General features: G+C 73.1%; 22 protein-coding genes. 3 read left to right on the top strand and 19 right to left on the bottom strand.

Annotation, left to right across the window (positions count from 1 at the left end):
- Positions 1 to 52: 52 nt before the first annotated feature.
- Together ACFYXS_RS12060 and ggt are read right to left on the bottom strand one after the other, a co-directional pair.
- On the bottom strand, positions 53 to 1,414 hold the full coding sequence (locus ACFYXS_RS12060) for a hypothetical protein (RefSeq protein ID WP_389246679.1): 1,362 nt from the start codon (positions 1,412 to 1,414) through the stop codon (positions 53 to 55).
- 203 nt (positions 1,415 to 1,617) lie between these two features.
- Complete coding sequence (gene ggt, locus ACFYXS_RS12055) at positions 1,618 to 3,429, bottom strand: gamma-glutamyltransferase (RefSeq protein ID WP_389246677.1); 1,812 nt, start codon at positions 3,427 to 3,429, stop codon at positions 1,618 to 1,620.
- An 88-nt stretch (positions 3,430 to 3,517) separates the two neighbouring features.
- Between ggt and ACFYXS_RS12050 the strand changes: the two genes are divergently transcribed.
- Positions 3,518 to 4,273 (top strand): hypothetical protein, encoded by a 756-nt coding sequence (locus tag ACFYXS_RS12050; protein WP_389246675.1) that lies wholly within the window; start codon positions 3,518 to 3,520, stop codon positions 4,271 to 4,273.
- A gap of 41 nt (positions 4,274 to 4,314) precedes the next feature.
- Here the strand turns inward: ACFYXS_RS12050 and ACFYXS_RS12045 are convergent, their stop codons facing one another.
- The 3 genes from ACFYXS_RS12045 to ACFYXS_RS12035 form a co-directional block, all read right to left on the bottom strand.
- Positions 4,315 to 5,229 (bottom strand): SGNH/GDSL hydrolase family protein, encoded by a 915-nt coding sequence (locus tag ACFYXS_RS12045; protein ID WP_389246673.1) that lies wholly within the window; start codon positions 5,227 to 5,229, stop codon positions 4,315 to 4,317.
- Positions 5,230 to 5,447: 218 nt separating this feature from the next.
- Positions 5,448 to 5,732 carry a TfoX/Sxy family DNA transformation protein gene (locus tag ACFYXS_RS12040; protein ID WP_389246671.1) on the bottom strand — a complete coding sequence of 95 codons (285 nt, stop codon included), beginning with the start codon at positions 5,730 to 5,732 and terminating at the stop codon, positions 5,448 to 5,450.
- Between the two features lie 29 nt (positions 5,733 to 5,761).
- Positions 5,762 to 6,283, bottom strand: a complete 522-nt coding sequence (locus ACFYXS_RS12035; protein ID WP_389246669.1) for an ATP-binding protein — start codon at positions 6,281 to 6,283, stop codon at positions 5,762 to 5,764.
- A gap of 138 nt (positions 6,284 to 6,421) precedes the next feature.
- On the opposite strand from ACFYXS_RS12035, the gene ACFYXS_RS12030 reads away from it, so the two are divergent.
- Positions 6,422 to 7,279: an XRE family transcriptional regulator gene (locus tag ACFYXS_RS12030; RefSeq protein ID WP_389246667.1), complete on the top strand. Its 858-nt coding sequence runs from the start codon at positions 6,422 to 6,424 to the stop codon at positions 7,277 to 7,279.
- 16 nt (positions 7,280 to 7,295) lie between these two features.
- Here the strand turns inward: ACFYXS_RS12030 and ACFYXS_RS12025 are convergent, their stop codons facing one another.
- The gene (locus tag ACFYXS_RS12025) at positions 7,296 to 7,736 is read right to left on the bottom strand and encodes a DUF6278 family protein (RefSeq protein ID WP_389246665.1); all 441 of its coding nucleotides are present in this window, start codon (positions 7,734 to 7,736) and stop codon (positions 7,296 to 7,298) included.
- A gap of 287 nt (positions 7,737 to 8,023) precedes the next feature.
- Between ACFYXS_RS12025 and ACFYXS_RS12020 the strand changes: the two genes are divergently transcribed.
- Positions 8,024 to 8,872, top strand: coding sequence for a hypothetical protein (locus tag ACFYXS_RS12020; RefSeq protein ID WP_389246663.1), 849 nt, complete (start codon positions 8,024 to 8,026; stop codon positions 8,870 to 8,872).
- On the opposite strand, the gene ACFYXS_RS12015 is transcribed toward ACFYXS_RS12020, so the two are convergent.
- The 13 genes from ACFYXS_RS12015 to iolC all read right to left on the bottom strand — a co-directional run bounded on the left by ACFYXS_RS12015 (position 8,797) and on the right by iolC (position 22,102).
- Positions 8,797 to 9,576 carry an exodeoxyribonuclease III gene (locus tag ACFYXS_RS12015; RefSeq protein WP_389246661.1) on the bottom strand — a complete coding sequence of 260 codons (780 nt, stop codon included), beginning with the start codon at positions 9,574 to 9,576 and terminating at the stop codon, positions 8,797 to 8,799. The two genes, ACFYXS_RS12020 and ACFYXS_RS12015, sit on opposite strands and share 76 nt — an antisense overlap.
- Positions 9,577 to 9,633: 57 nt before the next feature.
- Positions 9,634 to 10,281: an MBL fold metallo-hydrolase gene (locus ACFYXS_RS12010; protein WP_389246659.1), complete on the bottom strand. Its 648-nt coding sequence runs from the start codon at positions 10,279 to 10,281 to the stop codon at positions 9,634 to 9,636.
- A 103-nt stretch (positions 10,282 to 10,384) separates the two neighbouring features.
- Positions 10,385 to 11,683: an alpha/beta fold hydrolase gene (locus ACFYXS_RS12005; RefSeq protein WP_389246657.1), complete on the bottom strand. Its 1,299-nt coding sequence runs from the start codon at positions 11,681 to 11,683 to the stop codon at positions 10,385 to 10,387.
- 69 nt (positions 11,684 to 11,752) lie between these two features.
- Positions 11,753 to 12,283: a hypothetical protein gene (locus tag ACFYXS_RS12000; RefSeq protein ID WP_389246655.1), complete on the bottom strand. Its 531-nt coding sequence runs from the start codon at positions 12,281 to 12,283 to the stop codon at positions 11,753 to 11,755.
- Positions 12,280 to 13,416, bottom strand: coding sequence for an ROK family glucokinase (locus ACFYXS_RS11995; RefSeq protein ID WP_389246653.1), 1,137 nt, complete (start codon positions 13,414 to 13,416; stop codon positions 12,280 to 12,282). The genes ACFYXS_RS12000 and ACFYXS_RS11995 overlap by 4 nt, the downstream gene beginning before the upstream one ends.
- 203 nt (positions 13,417 to 13,619) lie before the next feature.
- Complete coding sequence (locus ACFYXS_RS11990; protein WP_389246651.1) at positions 13,620 to 14,399, bottom strand: ATP-binding cassette domain-containing protein; 780 nt, start codon at positions 14,397 to 14,399, stop codon at positions 13,620 to 13,622.
- A complete protein-coding gene (locus tag ACFYXS_RS11985; protein WP_389246649.1) occupies positions 14,396 to 15,418 on the bottom strand; it encodes an ABC transporter permease in 1,023 nt (340 codons plus the stop codon). The genes ACFYXS_RS11990 and ACFYXS_RS11985 overlap by 4 nt, the downstream gene beginning before the upstream one ends.
- Positions 15,415 to 16,425: a sugar ABC transporter substrate-binding protein gene (locus ACFYXS_RS11980; protein ID WP_389246646.1), complete on the bottom strand. Its 1,011-nt coding sequence runs from the start codon at positions 16,423 to 16,425 to the stop codon at positions 15,415 to 15,417. The genes ACFYXS_RS11985 and ACFYXS_RS11980 overlap by 4 nt, the downstream gene beginning before the upstream one ends.
- An 83-nt stretch (positions 16,426 to 16,508) precedes the next feature.
- Positions 16,509 to 17,264, bottom strand: coding sequence for a GntR family transcriptional regulator (locus ACFYXS_RS11975; protein ID WP_389246644.1), 756 nt, complete (start codon positions 17,262 to 17,264; stop codon positions 16,509 to 16,511).
- 159 nt (positions 17,265 to 17,423) lie between these two features.
- Positions 17,424 to 19,295, bottom strand: a complete 1,872-nt coding sequence (gene iolD, locus ACFYXS_RS11970) for a 3D-(3,5/4)-trihydroxycyclohexane-1,2-dione acylhydrolase (decyclizing) (protein ID WP_389246642.1) — start codon at positions 19,293 to 19,295, stop codon at positions 17,424 to 17,426.
- Entirely contained in the window at positions 19,292 to 20,197 is a 906-nt protein-coding gene (iolB, locus tag ACFYXS_RS11965; RefSeq protein ID WP_389246640.1) for a 5-deoxy-glucuronate isomerase, read from the bottom strand. Before iolB ends, iolD begins: the two co-directional genes overlap by 4 nt.
- Before the next feature lie 38 nt (positions 20,198 to 20,235).
- Positions 20,236 to 21,114 (bottom strand): deoxyribose-phosphate aldolase, encoded by an 879-nt coding sequence (locus ACFYXS_RS11960; RefSeq protein WP_389246638.1) that lies wholly within the window; start codon positions 21,112 to 21,114, stop codon positions 20,236 to 20,238.
- A 40-nt stretch (positions 21,115 to 21,154) separates the two neighbouring features.
- The gene (iolC, locus tag ACFYXS_RS11955) at positions 21,155 to 22,102 is read right to left on the bottom strand and encodes a 5-dehydro-2-deoxygluconokinase (RefSeq protein ID WP_389246636.1); all 948 of its coding nucleotides are present in this window, start codon (positions 22,100 to 22,102) and stop codon (positions 21,155 to 21,157) included.
- Positions 22,103 to 22,330 lie beyond the last annotated feature (228 nt).

Raw genomic sequence — 22,330 nt, 5'->3', positions numbered from 1 at the left:
AGAGCCCACTGCCCACTGTGGCAATACCGGCGCCTTTACTCAACGAAGCCGGTCAGATTTCACGCTCGGACAGACCCGCTCGGCGCAGTGCGGCGACCACGTCGCGGTGCCGCGAGGCCGACACCAGGCCCGCGGCCTCCAGCAGCGGCCCCGTCAGGTCGGGGCGTTCGGCGGCGACCGCCGCCGCCGTCTCCGGGGTCCGGGCACGCACCAGGGCGGCCAGCAGCGTGACCGCCCGGTCCCGCAGCCGTGCCTCGCACAGGACCGCGGCGGCGCGAGCGACCTCGGCGGCCGGGCGCGCGGCGGCCTGGTGCAGCAGCGTGCGGCAGTCCTCGGCCCGGCCCGCGATGGCCAGGGCCCCCGCGACGGTCGCCAGGTGGTGCGGGGGCAGGGCGGCCAGCTCCCACAGCAGGGTGGCGACGTCGGCGGCGAGCCCCGCCTGCTCCAGCGCGGCCGCGAGCTCCGGGATCCGTTCCGCCGGTCCCGCGGCCGCCTGGCTCATCAGCACGTACGCCTCGCCACTGCGGCCGGTGCGGCGCAGCTCAGCCATGCGGGCGGCGGTCGCCCACGCCGCGGACCGGTGGTCCCGCGCCTGTCGTGCCCCGGCGGCACCGTGCGCCTCCCGCTCTTCCTCCGGCGCCTCCGCGGCCCCCGCGAAGCGGGCGCCGCGCGGTCCGGGGTGTGCCGCGTCCGCGGACGGGGCCGCGACGGACCTGGGTTCCTCGGCGCCGGCTTCCGGCGCGCCGGCGAAGCGTGCCCCGCCGTAGCGGGCGCCGCCGCGCCTGCCCTCCTTGCGACCGCGGGCGGGGGTTGGGGCGGGGGCCTGTGGGGCCGGTTCGGGAGCGGGGGCCCGCGGGGCCGCCGGGGCGCGGAACCGGTCCTCGGGGGCGGCGGGGCGCGCCAGGACGGCGTCGAGACGGGCCTGGAGCTCGGCGCAGCGGACGGCGGCGCGCTCGCGGTCGTCACGGGCCCAGGCGAGCTCGCCCGCCGTCCGCTCGGCCCGGTCACGGTCGTACCCGGCGCGGTGCAGCGCGTCGTTGAGGTCGCGTTCGCGCAGGGTCGCGTACTGGCGCTCGCGGAGCATCAGGTCCAGCCGGGCCCGCAGGGTGCGCTCGCTGCCGGGTGCCGCGTCGTACGCGGCGACGGCGGCCGCGTGGAGGCGCCGGGCGGGCGCGAGGACCCCCTCGCCGACATGGCCGCCGCGCACCGCCGCGACGTCGTGGACGAGGGCGCGCACGACGTCCCAGGGAGGCACGTCGGCGCCCTCGAAGTAGTCCCGGGCCGCCTCGGGGTCGCGCCGGGCGAAGACCGCGTACCAGCCGGGGGACGCCCCCAGCGCGGCCGCCAGCCCGCGGAAGTAGTGCGTGAACTCGCCCGCCGCATCTTCTGCCCGGGTGCTCGCCCCGCGTTCCACGCTCGCTCCTCCCTGTCCGCCGCCGGGCGGCGGAAGCGTGTGGTCCGCCTGGCATTCGACACCATTCCTGTTACGGGAGCGCTACAGGGAGTTTTCACCCGGGGTGCGGCAGGAGCGCGCGCACCCGCGCACGCCCTCCGCACCATGCCGCCGCCCGCCGTCATCCCCTCGACGGCGGGCGGCATGTGAGGACCTGTCAGGATTCAGTGACCGCTGCTCCGGACCACCATCGCGGATCCGCCGCCGCGGCGCACGGGCTCCGCGGCGGCCAGCCACCGGCCGTCCGGCAGCCGCTGGATACCGGTCGCCGCCCCGATCTCGGCGCCCTCCACCAGGTTCTGGCCGAGCGCCTTCAGCTGCGCCGCCGCCGGACCGGCCAGGAAAGCCGCCTCGGCCTGGGTGGTGGCGGTGTTGCGCTGGCTGGCGCGCGGGGCCGCGATGGCGTCGACGAGCGGCAGGCCCCGGTCGACGTGCTCGGTCAGCACCTGGAGAACGGTGGTGATGATCGTGGCGCCGCCCGGTGAGCCGAGCGCGAAGTCGACCTTGCCGTTCTTCAGCACGATCGTCGGCGAGATGGAGGAGCGCGGCCGCTTGCCGGGGCCGGGGAGGTTCGGGTCGTGGACCGCGGGGTTCGCCGGTACGAAGGAGAAGTCGGTCAGCTCGTTGTTGAGCAGGAAGCCGCGGCCGGGCACGGTGATGGCACTGCCGCCGGTCTGCTCGATGGTGAGGGTGTACGCGACGACGCCACCCCACTTGTCGGCGACGGTCAGGTGCGTGGTGTTCTCGCCCTCGTAGGTGGTGGGGGCGGCCGTGCCGCCCGCGCCGCACGTCCCGGGGTGCGCGGGGTCGCCGGGCGCGAGCGGGCTGGTCAGCGCCGCGTCGTCCTTGATCAGGCAGGCGCGCGAGTCGGCGAACCGCTGGGAGAGCAGCCCGGCGGTGGGGACCTTCTCGAAGGCCGGGTCACCGACCCAGCGCCCCCGGTCGGCGAAGGAGATCCGGCTCGCCTCCAGGAAGCGGTGCAGGTACTGGGCGTCGGACAGCCGGGACAGGTTGCCGGTGCGCTCCAGGATGTTGAGCGCCTCGCCGACCGTCGTGCCACCGGAGGAGGAGGGCGCGATGCCGTACACGTCGAGCCCGCGGTACGCGACACGGGTCGGCTTCTGCACCTTCGCCCGGTAGGCCGCGAGGTCGCGCGCCGTGAGGTCCCCCGGCCGCACGACGCGGGTGGCGGCCGGGTCGACGGGGGGCTTGCGCACCGTCTTGACGATGTCGGCGCCGATCTCGCCGTCGTAGACGGCCGAGATGCCCTTGTGGCCCAACTCCTCGTAGGTGCGGGCGAGATCGGGGTTCTTGAGGGTGGAACCGACGGCCGGCAGCTGCCCGCCGGGCAGGAAGAGGGCAGCGGTGGCGGGGAAGTCCTTGAAGCGGGCGAGGTTGCCCTCGGTCTGGCTGCGGAAGGTGGCGTCCACGGTGAAGCCGTCGCGCGCGAGCCGCTCCGCGGGCTTCAGCATCTCGCCCAAGCTCCGGGTGCCCCAGGCGTCGAGTGCGGTGTCCCAGGTCGCGGACGTGCCGGGGACGCCGACGCCGAGGCCGCTGGTGACGGCGGCGTCGAAAGGCAGCGGCTGGCCGTTCTCCACGAAGAGCCGGTCGGTGGCGCTGCGGGGCGCGGTCTCCCGGCCGTCGATGGTGTGGACCTTGCGGTCCCCAGGGCTGTAGTAGACGAAGTAGCCGCCCCCGCCGATACCGGAGGAGTACGGCTCGGTGACGCCCAGCGCGGCGGCTGTGGCGACCGCGGCGTCCACGGCGTTCCCGCCCCGCCGCAGCACCTCGATGCCGGCGGCCGAGGCGTCGGGGTCGACGCTGGAGACGGCGCCGCCGTAGCCGACGGCGAGCGGTGCCCTGTCGGGTGGGCCGTGATGGGCCGCCGGCCCGCCGGGCGGGGCCGCCGCGACCGACAGGGCCGCGGTGGCGGTGACGGTGAGCAGCGACAGGATCCGTGCGGCGTGACGACGCATACGTGGACCTCCACTAGGGCGACCGTCCAGGCAGCGTAACCCGACCCCGGGTTCCTCGTCAGGAGCACCTCAACTACCATCGCGGCCCATGAGCGACGACGTGCGCAACATCGTGCTGGGTCTGGCCGCGAGCGGCCTGAGCGCCGCACTGGGGTGGTTCGTGCGCACCTATGTGTGGCGCAGCCGGCTCCGCCGCAAGCAGCGCTTCTTCGGGCTGCCCGCCGGTTCCGAGTGCCTGCTGGTGGTCAACCGCGATCCGGGCGCACGGGAGTGGAGCGTGGCGCGGCACGACGTCTTCGCCCTCATCGAGCTCTCCGCGCTGATCAAGGAGTGCCGGGCCAACGCCGAGATCCTGCCGCACGACACCGCCTGGCAGGGCTTCGGCGCACGCACCGAGTTCTGCATAGGCGGCCCGGTCTCCAACCACCGCATGGCGGCCCACCTGCGGTCGATGCTGCCGGGCGTCGAGGTCGGCAAGGATAAGTCCGGCCCGGACCAGGGCGCGCTGACGGTGGGAGGCGAGACCTACCGCATGGACAAGGGCACCGCCGAGTACGTCCTGCTGGCCCGGCTCGCCGCCGACGAGAACACCGGCAACAGCCGCCCGGTCTTCCTGGCCTCGGGCCAGCGCGCGGTCACCAATCAGGCGGCGGTGCGCTACCTGGCACGCCACTACGGCCGGCTCACCCGCAAGTACGGCGTGAACGGGACGTTCTGCCTGCTGCTGAAGGTCGTCAACTCGCAGGCGTACGGACCGGACGTCGTGGAGATCGTCTCCGACGTCACCCGGGCCGCCGTCACCCCGGTCGTCCGCCCGGACGCCGTGACAGCGGCCTCGGAATGATCATGTGACCACCGCCGGGCCGGCCGCGGGTGCGGCCGGTCTCACCTGTGGCCGTGCAGCCCTTCCAGGACCGCGGCGGCCATCGCCTTCTCACCGAGCGCGTTGGGATGGGCGGGGGCGGCCGGGGAGGCGGGGGTCAGCGGCTCGATCCAGCGCACGCCGGGGGCGGTGCACATGTCGTGCCCGACCGTCGGCGTGTAGGTGTCCACGTAGGTGGCGCGGGCGGCCTTCGCGCGGCGGGCGAGCATCGCGTTGAGGCGCTTCTCGGTGTCGCGGAGGTACGCGAAGTCCCCGTCGGCGAAGGGCACGGCCGGCCGGCAGCCGACGCCGCTGTCGGGGAGCAGGTCCGGATAGCCGACGACCACCACGCGGGCGTGCGGGGCGCGCCGGTGGACGGCGCCGAGCACGGCGTCGATCTTCGGGGCGGTCGCGTCGATCGCCGCGCTCAACTGGTCGCTGCCGCCGGAGGAGTAGTACCGCTGGCACGGGTTGCCGGTGGGGTCGCCGAGCGCGGCCCCGGCGCAGGTGCGGATGATGCTCCCGAAGCCGACGTCATTGCCGCCGATCTGGACGGTGACCAGGGACGTCCGACGGGACAGGGCGTCCAGCTGCGGCGGATTGGTGCCCTGCGGCTGCCACATCTCGGCGGTGGTGGCGCCGCCGCAGCTCACGTCGGTGAGGTCCGCGCCGCGCAGCCGGTCGGCCACCAGCGAGGGGTAATTGTGATTGGACCGGGCACAGTTGACATCCACCTGAGTGGGGATCAGCGGCCCGGAGGTGTACGAGTCGCCGAGCGCGACATAGGCGTCACGGTGGCCGTGCCTGTGCCCCGGTCCGTCCCCGTGTCCGTGACCGGCGCCTCCGTGCGCGGCGGCCGGCACCGCGCTCCCGGCCGTGAGCAGGAGTGCGGCGGCAGCAGCCGCGACACCCAGGATCGACGCACGTCCGACAGCCATCGGGCCCTCCCCCTGTCAACGCTGACGGTTCAGATTCGACGCGACACGGGGCGAAAGTCAATGACTGTGCAGGAAGTGCACACCACGGCGCCCGACGCGCGTCGCGTGGCGTCGCGATCGCGCCGGGGCGCGGCACGGCGCCCGGTGCCGTAGCCGTGGACGTAGGCGCCGACACGACGGGAACCGGGGCGCGACAGGGACGCGCGGGGGCGCCGGCGCTACTGGCTCCCCGCGGCGGCGTCGGCGTGCCCCTCCCCCAGGACCTGCCCGGCCAGCGCGTCCCGCTCGGGCTTGGGAATGGCGGTCCAGCGGGTGCCGCGGATCGCGCCCTCCAGGGCGAACAGGGTGTGGCTGCGCGCGTCCTCGGGAAGGTCCCCGCGGATCATCGCGAAGGCACGTCCCGCTCCGAGGCGCCGCAGCTCGTCGGCGTCCGTCACGCCGACCCGGCGGAGGCGCTCCGCCAGTACAGCTCCGATGTTGGGCATCTGCTGCAGGGAGTCCATGCCCTCATCATGCACCTCCCGACGCCCCGTCAGACGGCGATCTCGGCCCAGACACGCTTGCCGGCCGGGAGAAGCTCGGTGCCCCAGCGGAAGCTGAGGGAGGAGACCGCCTGCAGACCGCTGCCGTTCTCCGGGCAGATGGGGGGCGGCCCGACGAGCCTCAGACAGGGCAGCGCACGGGAGCCGTCGCGCACCGACAGGTGCACCAGGGAGAGCCGTCGCCACAGCGTGATGCCCACGTGGCGGCCCCCGGCGTGCCGCACGGCATTGCCGACCAGTTCGGCGAGGACGGCCTCGGCGGTCCCCAGCAGGTGCCCGAGGCCCCACGTGTCGAGGGTCGCCGAGAGGATGCGCCGGGCGTGCGCCGCCGCGAGGTCGTCGCACGGCAGGAAGACCTCGTCGAGGAAGGTGCAAGCCCGCGGCGCGCCGGGGGGTTCCGCCCGCCGCTCCCGGGTATCCACGGAGTCCGGGGGCGTCGCGGCCGCCCCGTCCGGGCCGCAGGCGGGGGCGAGGCTCAGGACGGGCGGTCTCGCGGCCGGGTTCTCCCGCATGTGTCCACCTCACAGGTCTCGTAGGTGGCGCCGAGCATTCCCGTGAAGCCGGTGTGCACGCGATACCCCCGCGCTATTCTCACCACGACATACCCGCTGGTAACGCCGGTGCTGCCGTGGCGTGGACGGGAGGCGTGGATGTCGGAACCGGGTTCCGGCGACGGTGTCGGGATACCGTCCTGGGCGTGGGAGCGCGACGAGATACGCGAGGCGCTGCGCGCCCGTGACGCCGGGGCGATCCTCCGCTTCGCCCAGCAGTACGGGGGCGCCAGCCAGTCGCGCATCGCCGCCGCGACGGGGCTGCTGCAGGGCCGGGTCAACGAGATCGTGCGCGGGCGCCGCTCGGTCGTGCGCCTCGACGTCTTCGAGCGGATCGCGCAGGGTCTGCGCATGCCGGACCACGCGCGGCTGCTCCTGGGACTCGCCCCGCAGCGCTTCAGCGGTTACGGCACGCGGGATCTGACGGACCATCCGCGTGTCGCGGCCGTGGCCCTGACCAAGTCCGAGGCGGCGGCCGAGATCCGCGAGGCGGCCGCGGGGGCGGAGTCGGTCGACGTGGTGGGGGTCCGGGCCCTGGGACTGGTCGCGCTCGGCGACTCGCTGCTGCGCGGCCCGCTGACGGGCAAGGGCCGTGCGGACGTGCCGCGTCTGCGACTGCTGCTGCTCCACCCGGAGAGCCCGGCGGTGGCACGGATCGCCGAGGAGGTCGGCGAGACGCCGCGGTTCTTCGTGTCGAGCCTGCGGTTCGCCGAGGACATGCTTGCCGTGCTCGCCGAAGAAGGAACGATTCGCCTGGAGGTGTACCGCTACCGGACCACGCCGGTGTGGCGGCTGGTCCGGCTCGACGGCCTCACCTGGGTCTCCGTCATCGGACGGCCCGGCGACGCGCGCGGCTCCATGGTCTACCGGCTCTCCGCCACCCCGCCGGGCTCGGTCCTCTACGGCTTCGACCGCTTCTTCGAGGCCATGCTCGGCGAGGCGGAACGCGTCATCTGACGTCCGGGGCGGCGGCCTACGGCTCCGAGGCCTCCGCGTACACCTGCGACAGTTCGGGGGTGCCGCTCTCGGCCCACTCGTGGCCGGCCTCGACCACGTCCAGCTCACGTCCGGAGGCGAGCATGACCACGGGGCGGCCGTTGGGCCAGACCTGCCAGGCGGCGCCCGGCACCGTGCGCACGATGACGGTGCCGAGGTAGAGCCCGGCGTCATTGCCGAGCCAGGAGAGCTCGTCGGGGTCGTCGCGCCAGCGCGGCTGCAACTGGTCGACCCTCCCCAGCGACGCGGGAGTGTCGTCGAGCGCGACCCCCTCGGACTCGGCACGGGCGCGCAGCAGCTCGCATTCGGCGAGCAGTTCACCGACGCCCTCGGGGTCGTCCAGGACCGGCCCCGTCAGGGCCGTGCCCGCGACCTCACCGTACCTTTTGCGCCACTTGTCGAGGAACGAGATCTCCATGCAGGTCAGCGTATGCCGTCCGCACGAAAAGCCGGATGGTGATGGCGTACGCCTTCCTCAAAGTCTCGTGCACAGTCTGTGTCGAGCGCTCCTCCTCGCGCGCACCCGCCCCGCGAGTGTTCGGCCGGATGCCCCCGTAACCGACTCCGGTCGGGTGATTCCCGCGGCGCCGCTCCCGGGCGGGAGCCCGTGCGCGGCCGGGCAGCGGACCACAACGGCACGCTGTATACGTTCCGTTGCCGCACAATACGTAGCGTGAAGCCGCCCGGTGCGAGAAAGGGCACGGGATGTCTGATGAACGGGAGGCCGCCCTGCGGACGGCCGACCGCGCCTGGCGCCTGCTCGAGGAACTGGCGGAACGCGCGCCGGGAGCGGTGCGCCTGACCCCCGGCGCCGGCGAGGGCGAGATCGACGGCTGGGGCGTGTCGCTGCCGCCGGAGGTGCGCCGCCTGGTGGGGCGGGTCCGGGCGGTCAGGATCGGCGGGCAGGAGGAGTACCAGCTCGCGCCGGAACGAGGACTGGCCACGGGCGGCTGGGCGGTGGGACCGCCCGGCTCGGCGCATCTGCTGCACGAGGCGGGCGAGGACACGCTCTTCGTCGACGTGGACGCGGGCACCGGCGCCTGGGGGCGGGTGTTCGCCGCGACCGGGGTGTTCCAGGAGACCTGGGCCTACGTGGCGCCGTCCCTGGTCGCCTGGGTGACCGCGCTCGCCTGCGCGGGGCTGGCGGCACTGGAGCGCACGGGGGCTCAGATCCTGGAGGGCCAGGGCCCCTCGGCCGACAACGCCACCGTGCTGGAACGGCTGGCCGAGACCTCCCACGTGGTCTCCTACCGGCCCGACCTGCACGGCGTCCCGGTCGCCGCGGCCCGCCGCGGCGCCGACCCGGAACTGGCCGCCGCCCTGGCCGGGCTCCCGGACGAGGCACTGGTGGTGGACCTGCGCGAGGTGGCAGCCCCCGCCACCTTCCACCTGCCCTGCCCGCCCGGGTCGCCCGGTGGCTGGATGGAGTTCCAGCGCCGGCACGGCGGCCGCTTCGCGGTCGGGATGCCCCGCAGCGCTCAGACGTCGAGGTCGACGACCACCGGGGCGTGGTCGGAGGCGCCCTTGCCCTTGCGCTCCTCGCGGTCGACGTAGGCGTCGCTCACGGCCTTGGTGAACGGCTGGTTCGCGTAGACCAGGTCGATGCGCATGCCGCGGTTCTTGGGGAAGGCCAGCTGACGGTAGTCCCAATAGGTGTACGGGCGGTCGTACTTGAGGGGCCGGGGCACCACGTCGCTCAGTCCCGCCTCGCGCAGGCTCGCCAGCGCCTCCCGCTCGGCCGGGGTGACGTGCGTCATCCCCTCGAAGACGGTGGGGTCCCAGACGTCCTCGTCGGTGGGGGCCACGTTGTAGTCGCCGAGGACGGCGAAGGGCCGCTCGGCCGCCGCGTCCTCGGCGACGGCGGCACGCAGCGCCTCGAACCAGCGGAGCTTGTAGGCGTAGTGGTCGTGGCCGACCTCGCGGCCGTTGGGCACGTACACCGACCAGACGCGGACCGCGCCGCAGGTGGCCGACACCGCGCGGGGCTCCTCGACGTCCTCGTACAGCGGGCCGTCCGGCAGGCCGACGACGACGTCCTCCAGGCCGACACGGGAGAGCAGCGCCACCCCGTTCCACCGGCCGGTGGCGTTGACGGCGGTCTCGTAGCCGAGGGCGCGCAGCTCGTCGAAGGGGAACTGCGCCTCGGCGCACTTGGTCTCCTGGACGCACAGCACGTCCGGGCTGCTGTCCTCCAGCCAGGCGAGCAGCCGCGGCAGGCGGGCGGTGATGGAGTTGACGTTCCAGGTGGCGATGCGCATGGCACCGAATCTACCGCCCGCGTCCGACAACCGGTCCCGCCCGCCGCCGCGCGCGGGTCAGCCCAGCTCGACGCTCTCGCCGGACGCGAGCCTGCCGTGCCCGGTGCCGCCCACGCCCGGGCCGTCGGGGCCGAGCAGGAGATCGTAGAAAGTGCGGGCCACGTCGGTCAGCAGGCCGTCGTGCACGTCGATGGCACGGGCCGGCTTGAGCTCGCGCAGGTAGTCGATGACCTCGGAGACCTTGTTCCAGGGGGCCTGCACCGGCAGCAGCACGGTCTCGACCGAGCGGCCCGGGACGGTGAGCGCGTCGCCGGGGTGGAAGACGGAGCCGTCGAGCAGGTAGCCGACGTTGGTGATCCGCGGGATGTCGGGGTGGATCACCGCGTGGAGCTGTCCGTGCACCTCGATGTCGAAGCCCGCCGCGCTGAAGGTGTCGCCCTCGCCGACGGTGTGCACCCGGCCGGGGAAGGCGGCGGACACCTGGTCCGCGACGCTCTTCAGCGTCCAGACCTCGGCGCCGGGGTTGGACTCCAGGGCGGCGCGCAGTTGCTCCTCGGTGAAGTGGTCGGCGTGCTCGTGGGTGACGAGGACCGCCTCCGCCCCGGCCGCCGCCTGCGGCTCGGTGAAGGCGCCGGGGTCGATGACGAGCACGCGCCCGTCCTTCTCCAGCCGGACGCAGGCGTGGCCCTTCTTCGTCAGTTTCATGACTCTCCTCCGCGGCGGTGATCCTTTGCATGGCCATCATGGCCGAGGCCGGGCGCACCGTCCTGGTGCGGGAAGTACCGGGATACGGGCGCCGCGCGCGGTCTCACTCCCCCGGGTGAGTCTCCTCCCGGATCACCTGCCGCGCCACCGTGAAGGCGGCGCCGGCGGCCGGGACCCCGCAGTGCACGGCGGTCTGGAGCAGCACTTCCTCGATCTCGGCGGGGCTCAGCCCGTTGCGCAGCGCCGCCCTGATGTGCGCGGCGAGGTCGTCGTGGTGGCCGCCGGCCACCAGCGCGGTCAGGCTGACCACGCTGCGGGTGCGGCGGTCGAGCCCGGGCCGGTTCCAGACCTCGCCCCAGGCGTAGCGGGTGACGAAGTCCTCGAAGTCCACGCCGAACCCGTCGGCCTGCTCGGCGGCCCGGTCGACGTGGGCGTCGCCCAGCACCTCGCGGCGGATGCGGTCGCCCTCGTCGTAGGCGCCCGGCCGCACACCCATGGCGGCCGCCGGTCCCCCGCCGGCGAAGGGGGCCACCGCAGACGGCCCCTCGGACAGGGGCGCGGTCATGGGTGCGACGGGCGAGGTGGGAGCCGGCGCCATGGCGTACGTGCCGGTCGGCTCGGACCAGGGGGCCTCGAAGTGGCGGACCAGCAGTTCGGTCACCGCCGCGGGCTGCTCGACCGGCACCAGGTGCGAGGCGCCGGGGACGACGGCGAGCCGCGCGTCGGTTATCCCGGCCACCAGCGCCCTGGCGTCCGCCGGGGGCGTGACCGGGTCCTCGGAGCCGTTCAGCACGAGCGCCGGGACGGCGATCCGGTCCAGGTCGGCGCGGACGTCGTGGGAGGCGAGGGCCTCGCAGGCGGCGACGTAGCACTCGGGGTCGGTGCTGCGCACCATCTGCACGGCCCAGTCGACGATGGCGGTCTGCGTGGTGCGGAAGCCGGGGGCGAACCAGCGCTCCGGGGCGCTCTGGGCGATCTGGTCCAGCCCGTTGGCCCGGACGATCACGCCGCGCTGACGCCAGGCGTCGGGGGTGCCGTAGCGGGCGGCCGAGGAGATCAGCGCCAGGGAGGCCACTCGGTGCGGGGCGCGGAGCGCCAGCTGGGTGCCGATGGCGCCGCCGAAGGAGCAGCCGGCGTAGCCGAAGCGCTCGATCCCGGCCTGGTCGAGGGTGCGCAGGAGCCGGTCGGCGAGTTCGGCGGTCGAGGCCGAGGGGTGGGCGGGCGCACCGCCGTGTCCCGGCAGGTCGTACCGCAGGACGCGCCATTGGCGCGTCAGCTCGGGCACCTGCCGGTCCCACATGTGCCAGGTGGTGCCGAGTGAGGGGCCGAGTACGACGACCGGGGCGTCCTCGGGGCCGTCGAAGCGGTACTGGAGGGTCTTCGGGGTCTGCTCGTCGCTCACGCTTGTCACGCTATCGAGCGAACGACCGAGCCGTGCCACCGCCCCCCGCCCGGCCGGTCCGGCACCGACTCAGACGAAGTCCATGGTCGAGACGACGTAGACCACGGGCGCGTCCGGGCTCGTCAGGTCGACCGTGATGTCGTGGTCGGGCTTGTCGCCGTGCTGCTGGAGCCGCACCCCGGCCCAGCGCTGCCCGGAGTCGAAGGCCCAGCGCACGGTGCGCGCCTGCTTGGCGCTCACCGTCACCTGGCCGTCCCTGAGTGCGGCCCGGCTGCTCCCCACCTGCGCCAGGAACGTGTCGAGGCCGCCCTGGTTGGTGGTGAACTGCACATAGAGCGAGCTCGCCGCCCAGTCGTTGGTCTCCAGATAGGCCACGGGGCGCGACCTGGCGGGAATCGGCACCTGGTAGATGCGGCGCTGCACCTTGGTGGGCCACGTGTAGGTGAGGGTGGTGGCCGCGGCGACCTTCTGCTTCTGCTCGCCTCCGTCGCGGCTCTGCTCCGCGGAGATGATCACGTAGAAGACGGGCACGAGGACCAGCAGCGGGACGACCGTCCACTGCACCCAGCGGGGCGGCTTCCTCAAGGGGGGACTGCTCACTTGCCGACAACCTTCGCGTAGCGCTCGTACCGCTCGACCCGGCGGCGGTTCGCACGCCGGAAGCGACGGGCGACCAGCCGTGCCAGGTCCGCGGCACCGACCATCCCGGCCTCTGGGCCGAGCTGGGCCTTGACGATACGCGCTTCGGGGCGGTAGCCGCGCCCGGTCAGGTGCCGCCGGAACGCGTCCCGGGCGGGGGCGATCAGCAGATCGTCGGCCGCGCTGACGCCGCCGCCGATGACGAAGCAGGAAGGGTCCAGGGCAGCGGCGAGATTGGCGATGCCGACGCCCAGCCACTGGCCGATCTCCTGGAAGAGCTCGACACACATCGCGTCACCCTCACGGGCGAGCTCCGTGATGAGCGGACCGGTGATCTCCCGCACCTGGCCGCCGACCCGGTCGATGATCCCGTGGGCGACCGGCGAGTCCGCGGCCGCCAGCTCGCGGGCCTCGCGCACCAGGGCGTTGCCCGAGCTGTACTGCTCCCAGCAGCCGCGGTTGCCGCAGGCGCAGCGGTGGCCGCCCGGCACCACCTGCATGTGGCCGAACTCGCCCGCCACCCCGTAGCGGCCGCGCTTGACGTGGCCGTCCTCCAGGATCGCGCCGCCGATGCCGGTGCCGAGCGTGATCATGACGAGGTCGTTCTCGCCGCGGCCGGCGCCGAAGCGCCATTCCGCCCAGGCGGCGGTATTGGCGTCGTTGTCCACCATGACCGGGACGCGGAGGCGCTCGGTGAGGCGGTCCTTGAGCGGCTCGTCACGCCAGGCCAGGTGCGGCGCGAAGAGCACCCGGGAGCGGTCGGCGTCCACCCAGCCCGCCGCGCCGATGCCGACGGCGTGCACGTCGTGTCGCTCCGACAGGTCCAGGACGAGCTCGGTGATGGTGTCCTCGACGACCTTCGGGCTCTTGCTCTTGTCCGGCGTCTCCGTGCGCAGCTTCTCCAGGATGTTGCCGTCCGCGTCGACGACGCCGGCCATCACCTTTGTGCCGCCGATGTCGATGCCGACGGTGGGCACGCGCGGGGCGGTGAGGTGCGAGCGCCGCTCACGGCGGCCCACGGTGCTCAGGAGGGTGGAACTGCTGGAGGAACGCGCGGAACCTCCGCGGTAGGCGCGCTCACGGTACGTGCTCATCTGTTCACCGCCGCGGTTCCGGTCCGGGGCTGCTGCTCGGTCGCTCGCAAGGCTCGTCTCTCCGGCGGTCGGGGGTGGGTCCTCAGTGATTCTAAGTGGGGGCCTTCGACGTCTCCGGGCGGCCGCCCCTGGCGCCGCGAAAAGGGGCGACATGGTGCTTCTGCCCCGCCGGTGTACTCCCAGTGCACCGGCGGGGGCGTCCGTCAGGCGGTGGGGCGGCGCAGCTCGTGGGTGAGGGCTTCGAGGTCGCTGCCCCCGGCCATCTCGCGGGTGAGGTCGTCCAGGGAGATGCCGTCCCTGGTGTACGCGCCGGACACCTCGCCGCGGCGCAGGAGGACGAAGCGGTCGCCGACGAGGTGGGCGTGGTGCGGGTTGTGCGTGATGAGCACCACGCCCAGGCCCGCGTCCCGCGCGGCGGCGACGTACTTGAGCACGACGCCGGACTGCTTGACGCCGAGCGCTGCCGTGGGCTCGTCCAGGATCAGCACCTTCGCGCCGAAGTGGACCGCCCGCGCGATGGCGACTGACTGCCGCTGGCCGCCGGAGAGCGTGCCGATGGGCCGGTCCACGTCGGGCAGGTCGATGCCCATGCGCAGCAGCTCCGCGCGCGTAGTGGCGCGCATCGTGGCGACGTCGAGGCGCTTGAAGGGGCCGCGACCGACGCGCGGCTCCGAGCCGAGGAAGAAGTTGCGCCAGACCGGCATGAGCGCGACGACGGCGAGGTCCTGGTAGACGGTGGCGATGCCGCGGTCCAGGGCCTCGCGCGGCGAGGTGTGGCGGACCGCCTCGCCCTCGATCTCGTAGGTGCCGGTGTCGTGCGGGTGCAGCCCCGCGATGATCTTGATGAGAGTGGACTTGCCCGCGCCGTTGTCGCCGAGGACGCAGGTGATCTCCCCGGCGTGGACCTCCAGGGACACGTCCTCCAGCGCGCGGACGCTGCCGTACGACTTGCCGACGCCGGTCAGCTTCACCAGGGCCGTCACTTGGCCGCCTCCGCCCGCTTGCGCACCCACGCGTTCAGCAGCGTCGCCAGCAGCAGCATGGCGCCGAGGAAGAACTTGAACCAGTCCGGGTTCCACTGCGCGTACACGATGCCCTTGCTGGTCATGCCGAAGATGAACGCGCCGACCGCCGACCCGATGGCCGAGCCGTGGCCGCCCGTCATCAGACAGCCGCCGATGACCGCGGCAATGATGTACAGGAACTCGTTGCCGACACCCTCCCCCGACTGCACCACGTCGAAGGAGAAGAGCAGGTGCTGCCCGGAGATCCACGCACAGAGGGCGACGGCCATGTACAGCCCGATCTTGGTGCGGGCGACGGGGACGCCGACCGCGCGGGCGGCGTCGGGGTTGCCGCCCGAGGCGAAGATCCAGTTGCCGGCGCGGGTGCGCAGCAGCACCCAGGTCGCGAGGGCCACCAGCGCGACCCACCAGACGATGGTGACCTGGAGGTCCACGTCGCCGATCGTCAGGTGCGAGGCGAACAGGGCCCGGGCCGAGGAGAAGCCCTCCATGTCGGCGATGGACTTGGTGCTGACCGTGCCGTCGATGAGCTTGGTCAGGCCCAGGTTGGCGCCCGTGAGCATCAGGAAGGTGCCGAGCGTGACGATGAAGCTCGGCAGCTTGGTGCGTACGAGCAGGACGCCGTTGAGGAAGCCGATGGCGAGGGTGATGAGCAGCGAGACGCCGACGCCGACCCAGACATTGGCCGTCATCTGGTAGCTGAACATCGAGGACACCAGCGCGGAACTGGTGACCAGGACACCCGCCGACAGGTCGAACTCGCCGCCGATCATCAGCAGCGCGACCGGGACGGCCATGATCCCGATGGTGGACGCGGCGTACAGGATGGTGCCCATGCTCTCGGGCCGCACAAAGGAGTCGGCGGACACCGCGAAGAACACGAACACCGCGGCGGCGCCGACGACCGCGCCCAGTTCGGGGCGGCCCAGCAGGCGGTGGGTCAACCGGCGCGGCGGCAGCAGGGTTTCCGCGCTCACCTGGTGCCCCGCTTCGCGTAGTCCTCCAGCGCCGCCGCGTCGTCCTTGGTGACGATCTGCGGGCCGGTGAGGACCGGCTTGCCGCCGCCCAGGACGTCGGCGTTGTAGCGGTGGAGCCACAGCAGGTCGATCGCCTCGTAGCCCTGCAGGTAGGGCTGCTGGTCGACGGCGAAGCCGATGGTGCCCGCCTTCAAGGAGGCGGCGACCTGGGCGTTGAGGTCGAAGGTGTCGACCTCCGCCCGGCTGCCCGCCTCCTCCTTGGCCTTGGCGGCGGTGGCGGCGAAGGGCGCGCCCAGAGTGACGACGGCGTCCACCGAGGGGTCGGACTGCAGCTTGGCCTGGAGGGCGGACTGGACGTCGGGCATGTTGGTGCCGTTGACGTACAGGTTCTCCGTGGTGCCCTTGAAGGTGCTCTTCACACCCGCGCAGCGCTGCTCGTGGCCGACGTTGCCCTGCTCGTGCAGGACGCACAGGACGTGCTTCTTGCCGCGGCCGGTGAGCTCGTCGCCGACGGCCTCGCCGGCGATCGTCTCGTCCTGGCCGATGTGGGCGAGGGCGCCGTACTCCTTGGATTCGGCGGAGCCGGAGTTGATGGTGACGACCGGGATACCGGCCTTCTCCGCCTTCAGGACGACGTCCTTCATGGCCTCCGGCTTGGCGAGCGTGACGACCAGGCCGTCGACGCGCTGGTCGATGGCCGTCTGGACGAGCTGCGCCTGGTCCTTGCCCTGGTCGCTGTTGGAGTACAGGAAGGTGATGTTGTCCTTGGCGGCGGCCTGCTTGGCGCCCTTCTGCACGATGTCCCAGAAGGTGTCGCCGGCTCCCGCGTGGGTGACCATGGCGATCTTCCACCGCGGGGTGTCGACGGCCGAGCCGTTGGCCCGCGCCTCCTTGGCACGCTGCTCCGCGCGCAGGCCGCCGGTGCTGCTGCAGCCCGCGATCGTCGCGCCGATGGCCACGGTCAGTAGCGCGCCGAGCACGCGCCTGCCGGTGTTCGCCCTCTCCACCTGGGTGCCTTCCCTGCCGATCCTGGAAAGGACCCAGTATCCGTCACTCGGAGCAATGCTCTGCCCCAAGAGTGACGGACGACTCAGGCGCGCACGAGGAGCTGGAACTCGAATGCGTAGCGGGAGGCGCGGTAGATGTGCGTGCCGTACTCGACGGCCCGCCCGGTGTCGTCGTACGTCGTGCGGCTCATCGTCAGCAGCGCGGCGCCCGGCTCCTCCCCCAGCAGTTCGCCCTCCTCCACCGTGGCGGAGCGGGCGCCGACGGACTGGCGGGCGCTGTGCAGGGTGATGCCGGCGGCGCGCATCATGCGGTAGAGACCGGTCGACTCCAGCCGGGCGGTGTCCAGGTCGATCAGCCCGGGCGGCAGGTAGTTGCACATGTGGGCCATCGGCTCGCCATGGGTGAGCCGCAGCCGGTGCAGGACGCGGACCTCGCTGCCCTCGGCGATGCCGAGCGCGGCGGCGACCTCGGCGGAGGCGGGTACAGCATCGTTGCGCAGCACCCGGGTGGCGGGGCTCTGACCGGCGGCCTGGAGGTCGTCGAAGAGGCTGCTCAGCTCCAGGGGGCGCTTGACCTGGCTGTGCACGACCTGGGTGCCCACACCGCGGCGGCGCACCAGCAGACCCTTGTCGACGAGGGACTGGATGGCCTGGCGGACGGTCGGCCGCGACAGGCCGAGGCGTCCGGCGAGTTCGATCTCGTTGCCGAGCAGGCTGCCCGGGGCGAGCCGGCCGTGCTCGATGGCGCCCTCCAGCTGCTGGGCGAGCTGGTAGTACAGCGGCACCGGGCTCGAGCGGTCCACTTCGAACTCGAGCGGCGCGGACTCTGCTTTGGACACAGGGGGAGCGTATCCGCCGGTCCCGACCTCAGGAAACTCTGACATCACATTGTCCGAACATTTGAGTCCGCGCCTTCTGGAAGGGCCCGTGGCCAGGTCGGTCACGGGCCGGTGGTGTGCGGTGGGGGTGTGCTGGTGACCGGCGCGCGCCGGTCGCCGTCACAGGTGGCGGCGGCGGTCGGCGAGCCGGCTCTCGTAGTTCTTGCGGGCCTCCACGGCGGACTCGCGCGTCGCGGTCTCGGCGACCGGGACGTCCCACCACGCCTGCGCGCCGGGGGCGGTCGCCGCCGGGTCGGTCTCGACGTACACGCACGTCGGCCGGTCCGAGGCGCGGGCGGCGGCCAGGGCCTCGCGCAGCTCGCGCACCGTCCCGGCGCGCAGCACGTCCATGCCGAGGCTCGCGGCGTTGGCAGCGAGGTCGACCGGGAGCGGGTCGCCGGTGAAGGTGCCGTCGGCGGCGCGGTACCGGTAGGCGGTACCGAAGCGCTCGCCGCCGACCTCGGAGGACAGCCCGCCGATGGAGGCGTAGCCGTGGTTCTGGATGAGGACCAGGTTGATGTTGACGCCCTCCTGGACGGCGGTGACGATCTCGGTCGGCATCATCAGGTACGTACCGTCACCGACGAGCGACCAGACCGGCCGGTCGGGCGCGGCCATACGGACGCCGATGCCGGCCGGAATCTCGTAGCCCATGCAGGAGTAGCCGTACTCCAGGTGGTACTGGCGCGGGGAGCGCGCGCGCCAGAGCTTGTGGAGGTCGCCGGGCAGCGAGCCCGCGGCGTTGATGACGACGTCCTCGTCACCGACGACGGAGTCCAGGGCGCCGAGCAACTGGGTCTGGGTGGGCCGGGCGGAGTCGTCGGGCGCGGCGTAGGCGGCGTCGACGACGCGCTCCCAACGCTCCTTGCCCGCGCGGTACTCGTCCTCGTACTCGGCGTCCACCCGGTGGCCCGCCAGCGCCTCGGTGAGGGCCTCCAGGGACGCGCGGGCGTCGCCGACGAGAGTGCGGGCACCCAGCTTGTGGGCGTCGAAGCCGGCGATGTTGAGGTTGAGGAAGCGCACCCCGGGAGTCGCGAAGAGCGTGGAGGAGGCGGTGGTGAAGTCGGTGTAGCGGGTGCCGACCCCGATCACCAGGTCCGCGGTGCGGGCGAGGTCGTCGGCGACGGCCGTGCCGGTGTGGCCGATCCCGCCGAGGTCGGCGGGATGGTCGTGGCGCAGCGAGCCCTTGCCGGCCTGGGTGGACGCTACGGGGATGCCGGTGGCGTCGGCCAGCGCCTTGAGCGCCGCCTCGGCCTCACTGTGGTGGACACCGCCGCCCGCGACGATCAGCGGCCGCCGGGCCCCGCGCACGGCCCGGGCGGCGGCGGCGAGTTCGGCGTCCTCGGGGGCCGGCCGGCGGACGTGCCAGACCCGCTCGGCGAAGAACTCCTCGGGCCAGTCGTACGCCTCGGCCTGGACGTCCTGCGGCAGGGCGAGCGTGACGGCCCCGGTCTCGGCGGGGTCGGCGAGCACGCGCGCGGCCTGCAGCGCGGCCGGGATCAGCGCCTCGGGCCGGGTGACCCGGTCGAAGTACCGGGAGACCGGGCGCAGCGCGTCGTTGACGGACACGTCGCCGGCCCACGGGTGTTCCAGCTGCTGGAGCACCGGGTCCGGCACGCGGCTGGCGAAGGAGTCGCCCGGCAGCAGCAGCACGGGCAGCCGGTTGATCGTGGCCAGCGCGGCGCCGGTGACGAGGTTGGTGGCGCCGGGGCCGATGGAGGTGGTGACGGCCTGCGCCGACAGCCGGTTGAGCTGCCGGGCGTAGCCGACCGCGGCGTGCACCATGGACTGCTCGTTGCGGCCCTGGTGATACGGCATCACGTCCTGGTGCTCCAGCAGCGCCTGGCCGATGCCGGCCACATTGCCGTGGCCGAAGATGCCCCAGGTGCCGGCGATCAGCCGGTGGCGGGCCCCGTCGCGCTCGGTGTACTGCGCGGACAGGAACCGCACCAGGGCCTGGGCGACCGTGAGACGGCGGACGGACTGGGTCATCGGGACCTCTCGGGAGCTCGGTCTTCGGCGGGGGCCGTGTACAGGGGCAGCCGCGGATCGACGGGCTGCTCGGGCCAGGTGGCGCGGATCCAGGCGTGGTCGGGATGGTCGCAGATCAGCCAGGCGCGCTCGTCACCCGGGCCCGCCATGACGTTGAGGTAGTACATGTCGTGGCCCGGGACGGCCATGGAGGGGCCGTGCCAGCCGTCGGGGATGAGGACGACGTCGCCGTCGCGGACCTCGGCCAGCACATCGGTGTTGCGGCCGTTGCCCGAGGGCGAGACCCGCTGGTAGCCGATGCCCTCCTTGCCGTGCGCCGGCGCGATCTCGAAGTAGTAGATCTCCTCCAGCCGGGACTCGCCCTCGCGGTCCTCGTCGTGCTTGTGCGGCGGGAAGGAGGACCAGTTGCCGCCCGGTGTCAGCACCTCGACCGCGATCAGCCGGTCGCACTCGAACACCCCGGCGGCACCGAAGTTGTTGACCTGGCGGCTGCAGTTGCCGCTGCCGCGCAGCTCGACGGGGACGGCGGAGGCGGGGCCGTACCGGGCGGGCAGCCGCCGTTCGCAGCGCGCGCCGGTCAGCGCGAAGCGGCCGCCCCGCTCGCTGACGACGAGCACGCGCCCGTCGCGGGGGACGTACGCGAAGTCGCTGACGCCGGCGAAGACGCTCTCGCGGCCCGCGAGCCGGAAGCTCTCCCCGTCCACGTCGACGGTGCAGGAGCCGGACAGTGGGAGCACGATCCACTCGCTGTCGCCGGTGGCGAACTCGTGCCGTCCGCCGGGCGGCAGTTCCAGGACGCGCAGCGACGAGTGGGTCCAGCCGGCCCGTTCCGGGTGGACGGCGACGGTGTAGGGGCCGGCGGCGGCCTCGCCCGCTGCCAGGTGGTTCTCGGTGCCGGTCATCTCGTGCGACTCGCCTCTCTCAGGGTTCGTCCCGGTCCTCACAGCAGGCCCACGGCGGTGTCGACGGCCGTCTCCACGCCGCCCGCCGCCGGGTAGAGCAGCGACCGGCCCACCACCAGTCCCTGGACGGTGGGCAGTTGCAGCGCCTTGCGCCACTTGTCGTACAGCACGTCCTGGTCCTTGCCCACCTCGCCGCCGAGCAGGACGGCGGGAAGGGTGGAGGTCTCCATGACGGCCGCCATGTCGTCCACGTTCTCCGTGACCGGCACCTTGAGCCAGGTGTAGGCCGAGGTGCCGCCGAGCCCGGAGGCGATGGCTATGGACTTGGTGACGGCCGGTGCGCTCAGGTCGTTGCGCACCCGGCCGTCCGCGCGGCGGGACATGAACGGCTCGACGAAGACGGGCAGTCCGCGCTCGGCCATGTCGTCGATGGCGCGGGCGGTGGAGACCATGGTGGCCAGCGACCCGCTGTCCTCGTAGCTGATGCGCAGCAGGAGCTTGCCGGCGTCGAAGCCGAGCCGGGCGATGTCCTGGGCGCGATGGCCGGTGAAGCGGTCGTCGAGCTCGAAGGAGGCGCCGGCCAGGCCGCCCCGGTTCATCGAGCCCATGACCACCTTGCCCTCCAGCGCGCCGAGCAGCAGCAGGTCCTCCAGGACGTCGGCGGTGCCGAGGACGCCGTCCACACCGGGGCGGGAGAGCGCGGTGCACAGGCGCTCCAGCAGGTCCGCGCGGTTGGCCATGGCGAACTCGCGGTCGCCGACGGCCAGGGCGCCCCGGGCCGGGTGGTCGGCGGCGACGATCATCAGCCGGCCGCTGTCCCCTATCAGGGGACGGCGGACACGGCGGGCGGCCGCCTCGGCGATCGCCTCGGGATGCCGGGTCCGCACCTTCACCAGGTCGGAGATGCTGATGCTCAAGGGGAGCTCGCTTTCGGGCTTTCAGGTGGGGGCGGGCCGCTCAGCGGCGGTCGAGGAGGTCCCGCACCTCGGACTCGGTGGGCATGGCGGAGGAGCAGGCGAGACGGGAGGCCACGATCGCGCCGGCGGCGTTGGCGTGGCGCATGATCCGCTCCAGGTCCCAGCCGGCCAGCAGCCCGTGGCACAGCGCGCCGCCGAACGCGTCGCCGGCGCCCAGGCCGTTGACGACCTCGACCGGGACGGGCGGCACCTCGGCCGAGGTGCCGTCGCGGTGGACGGCGAGCACGCCCTTGGGGCCCTGTTTGACGACGGCGAGTTCGACGCCCGCCTCCAGCAACGCCTCGGCGGCGGCACGGGGTTCACGGACGCCGGTGGCCACCTCGCACTCGTCGAGGTTGCCGACGGCCACCGTGGCGTGCGCGAGCGCCCGCGCGTAGAACGGCCGCGCCTCGGCGGGTTCCTTCCAGAACATCGGGCGCCAGTCGAGGTCGAAGACGGTGGTGCCGTTCCCGGCGCGGGCCTCCAGCGCGGCGAACGTGGCGGCGCGGCTGGGCTCCTCGCACAGTCCCGTCCCGGTCATCCAGAAGATGCGGGTCGCGCGGATCGCGTCGAGGTCCAGCTCCTCCGGGTGGATCTCCAGGTCGGGGGCCTTCGGCAGCCGGTAGAAGTAGAGCGGGAAGTCGTCGGGCGGGAAGATCTCGCAGAACGTGACCGGGGTCGGCAGGCCGGCGACCGGCGTCACGAAGCGGTCGTCGACGCCGAACTCCTTCAGCGCCTGGTGGCAGTAGGTGCCGAAGGGGTCGTCCCCGGTGCGGGTGATGACCGCGGTGGAGCGGCCGAGCCGGGCGGCGGCGACCGCCACGTTGGTCGCCGAGCCGCCGAGGAACTTGCCGAACGTCTCGACCTCGGGCAGCGGTACACCCGTCTGCAGCGGGTAGATGTCCACCCCGATCCGGCCCATCGTGATCAGGTCGTACGGCTCGGTCATGGGCAGGGCTCCTCGTCGTCTCGCGAGCGGACCGCTCCGCGGCCCCCTCAGGTCTAACCGTGAGACCCGGGAGATGTCAACACTATGTCCTTACATACGAACGTTCAGACCGCGGCCGTCGCACAAGGGCCGGTCAAGGTCGTTACGGTGTCGTTACGTCGAGATGAATGGATGTCTTAACAAAGCCTTGACAGCGCCTCCGGCGAGGGGTTTGCTCCCGTCAGCAAC

Origin of the sequence: Streptomyces sp. NPDC002574 (genome assembly GCF_042889545.1) — a bacterium.
GTDB lineage: Bacteria > Actinomycetota > Actinomycetes > Streptomycetales > Streptomycetaceae > Actinacidiphila.
The sequence above is the reverse complement of the archived record's forward strand: the minus strand, read 5'-3'. Positions and strand labels throughout refer to the sequence as shown.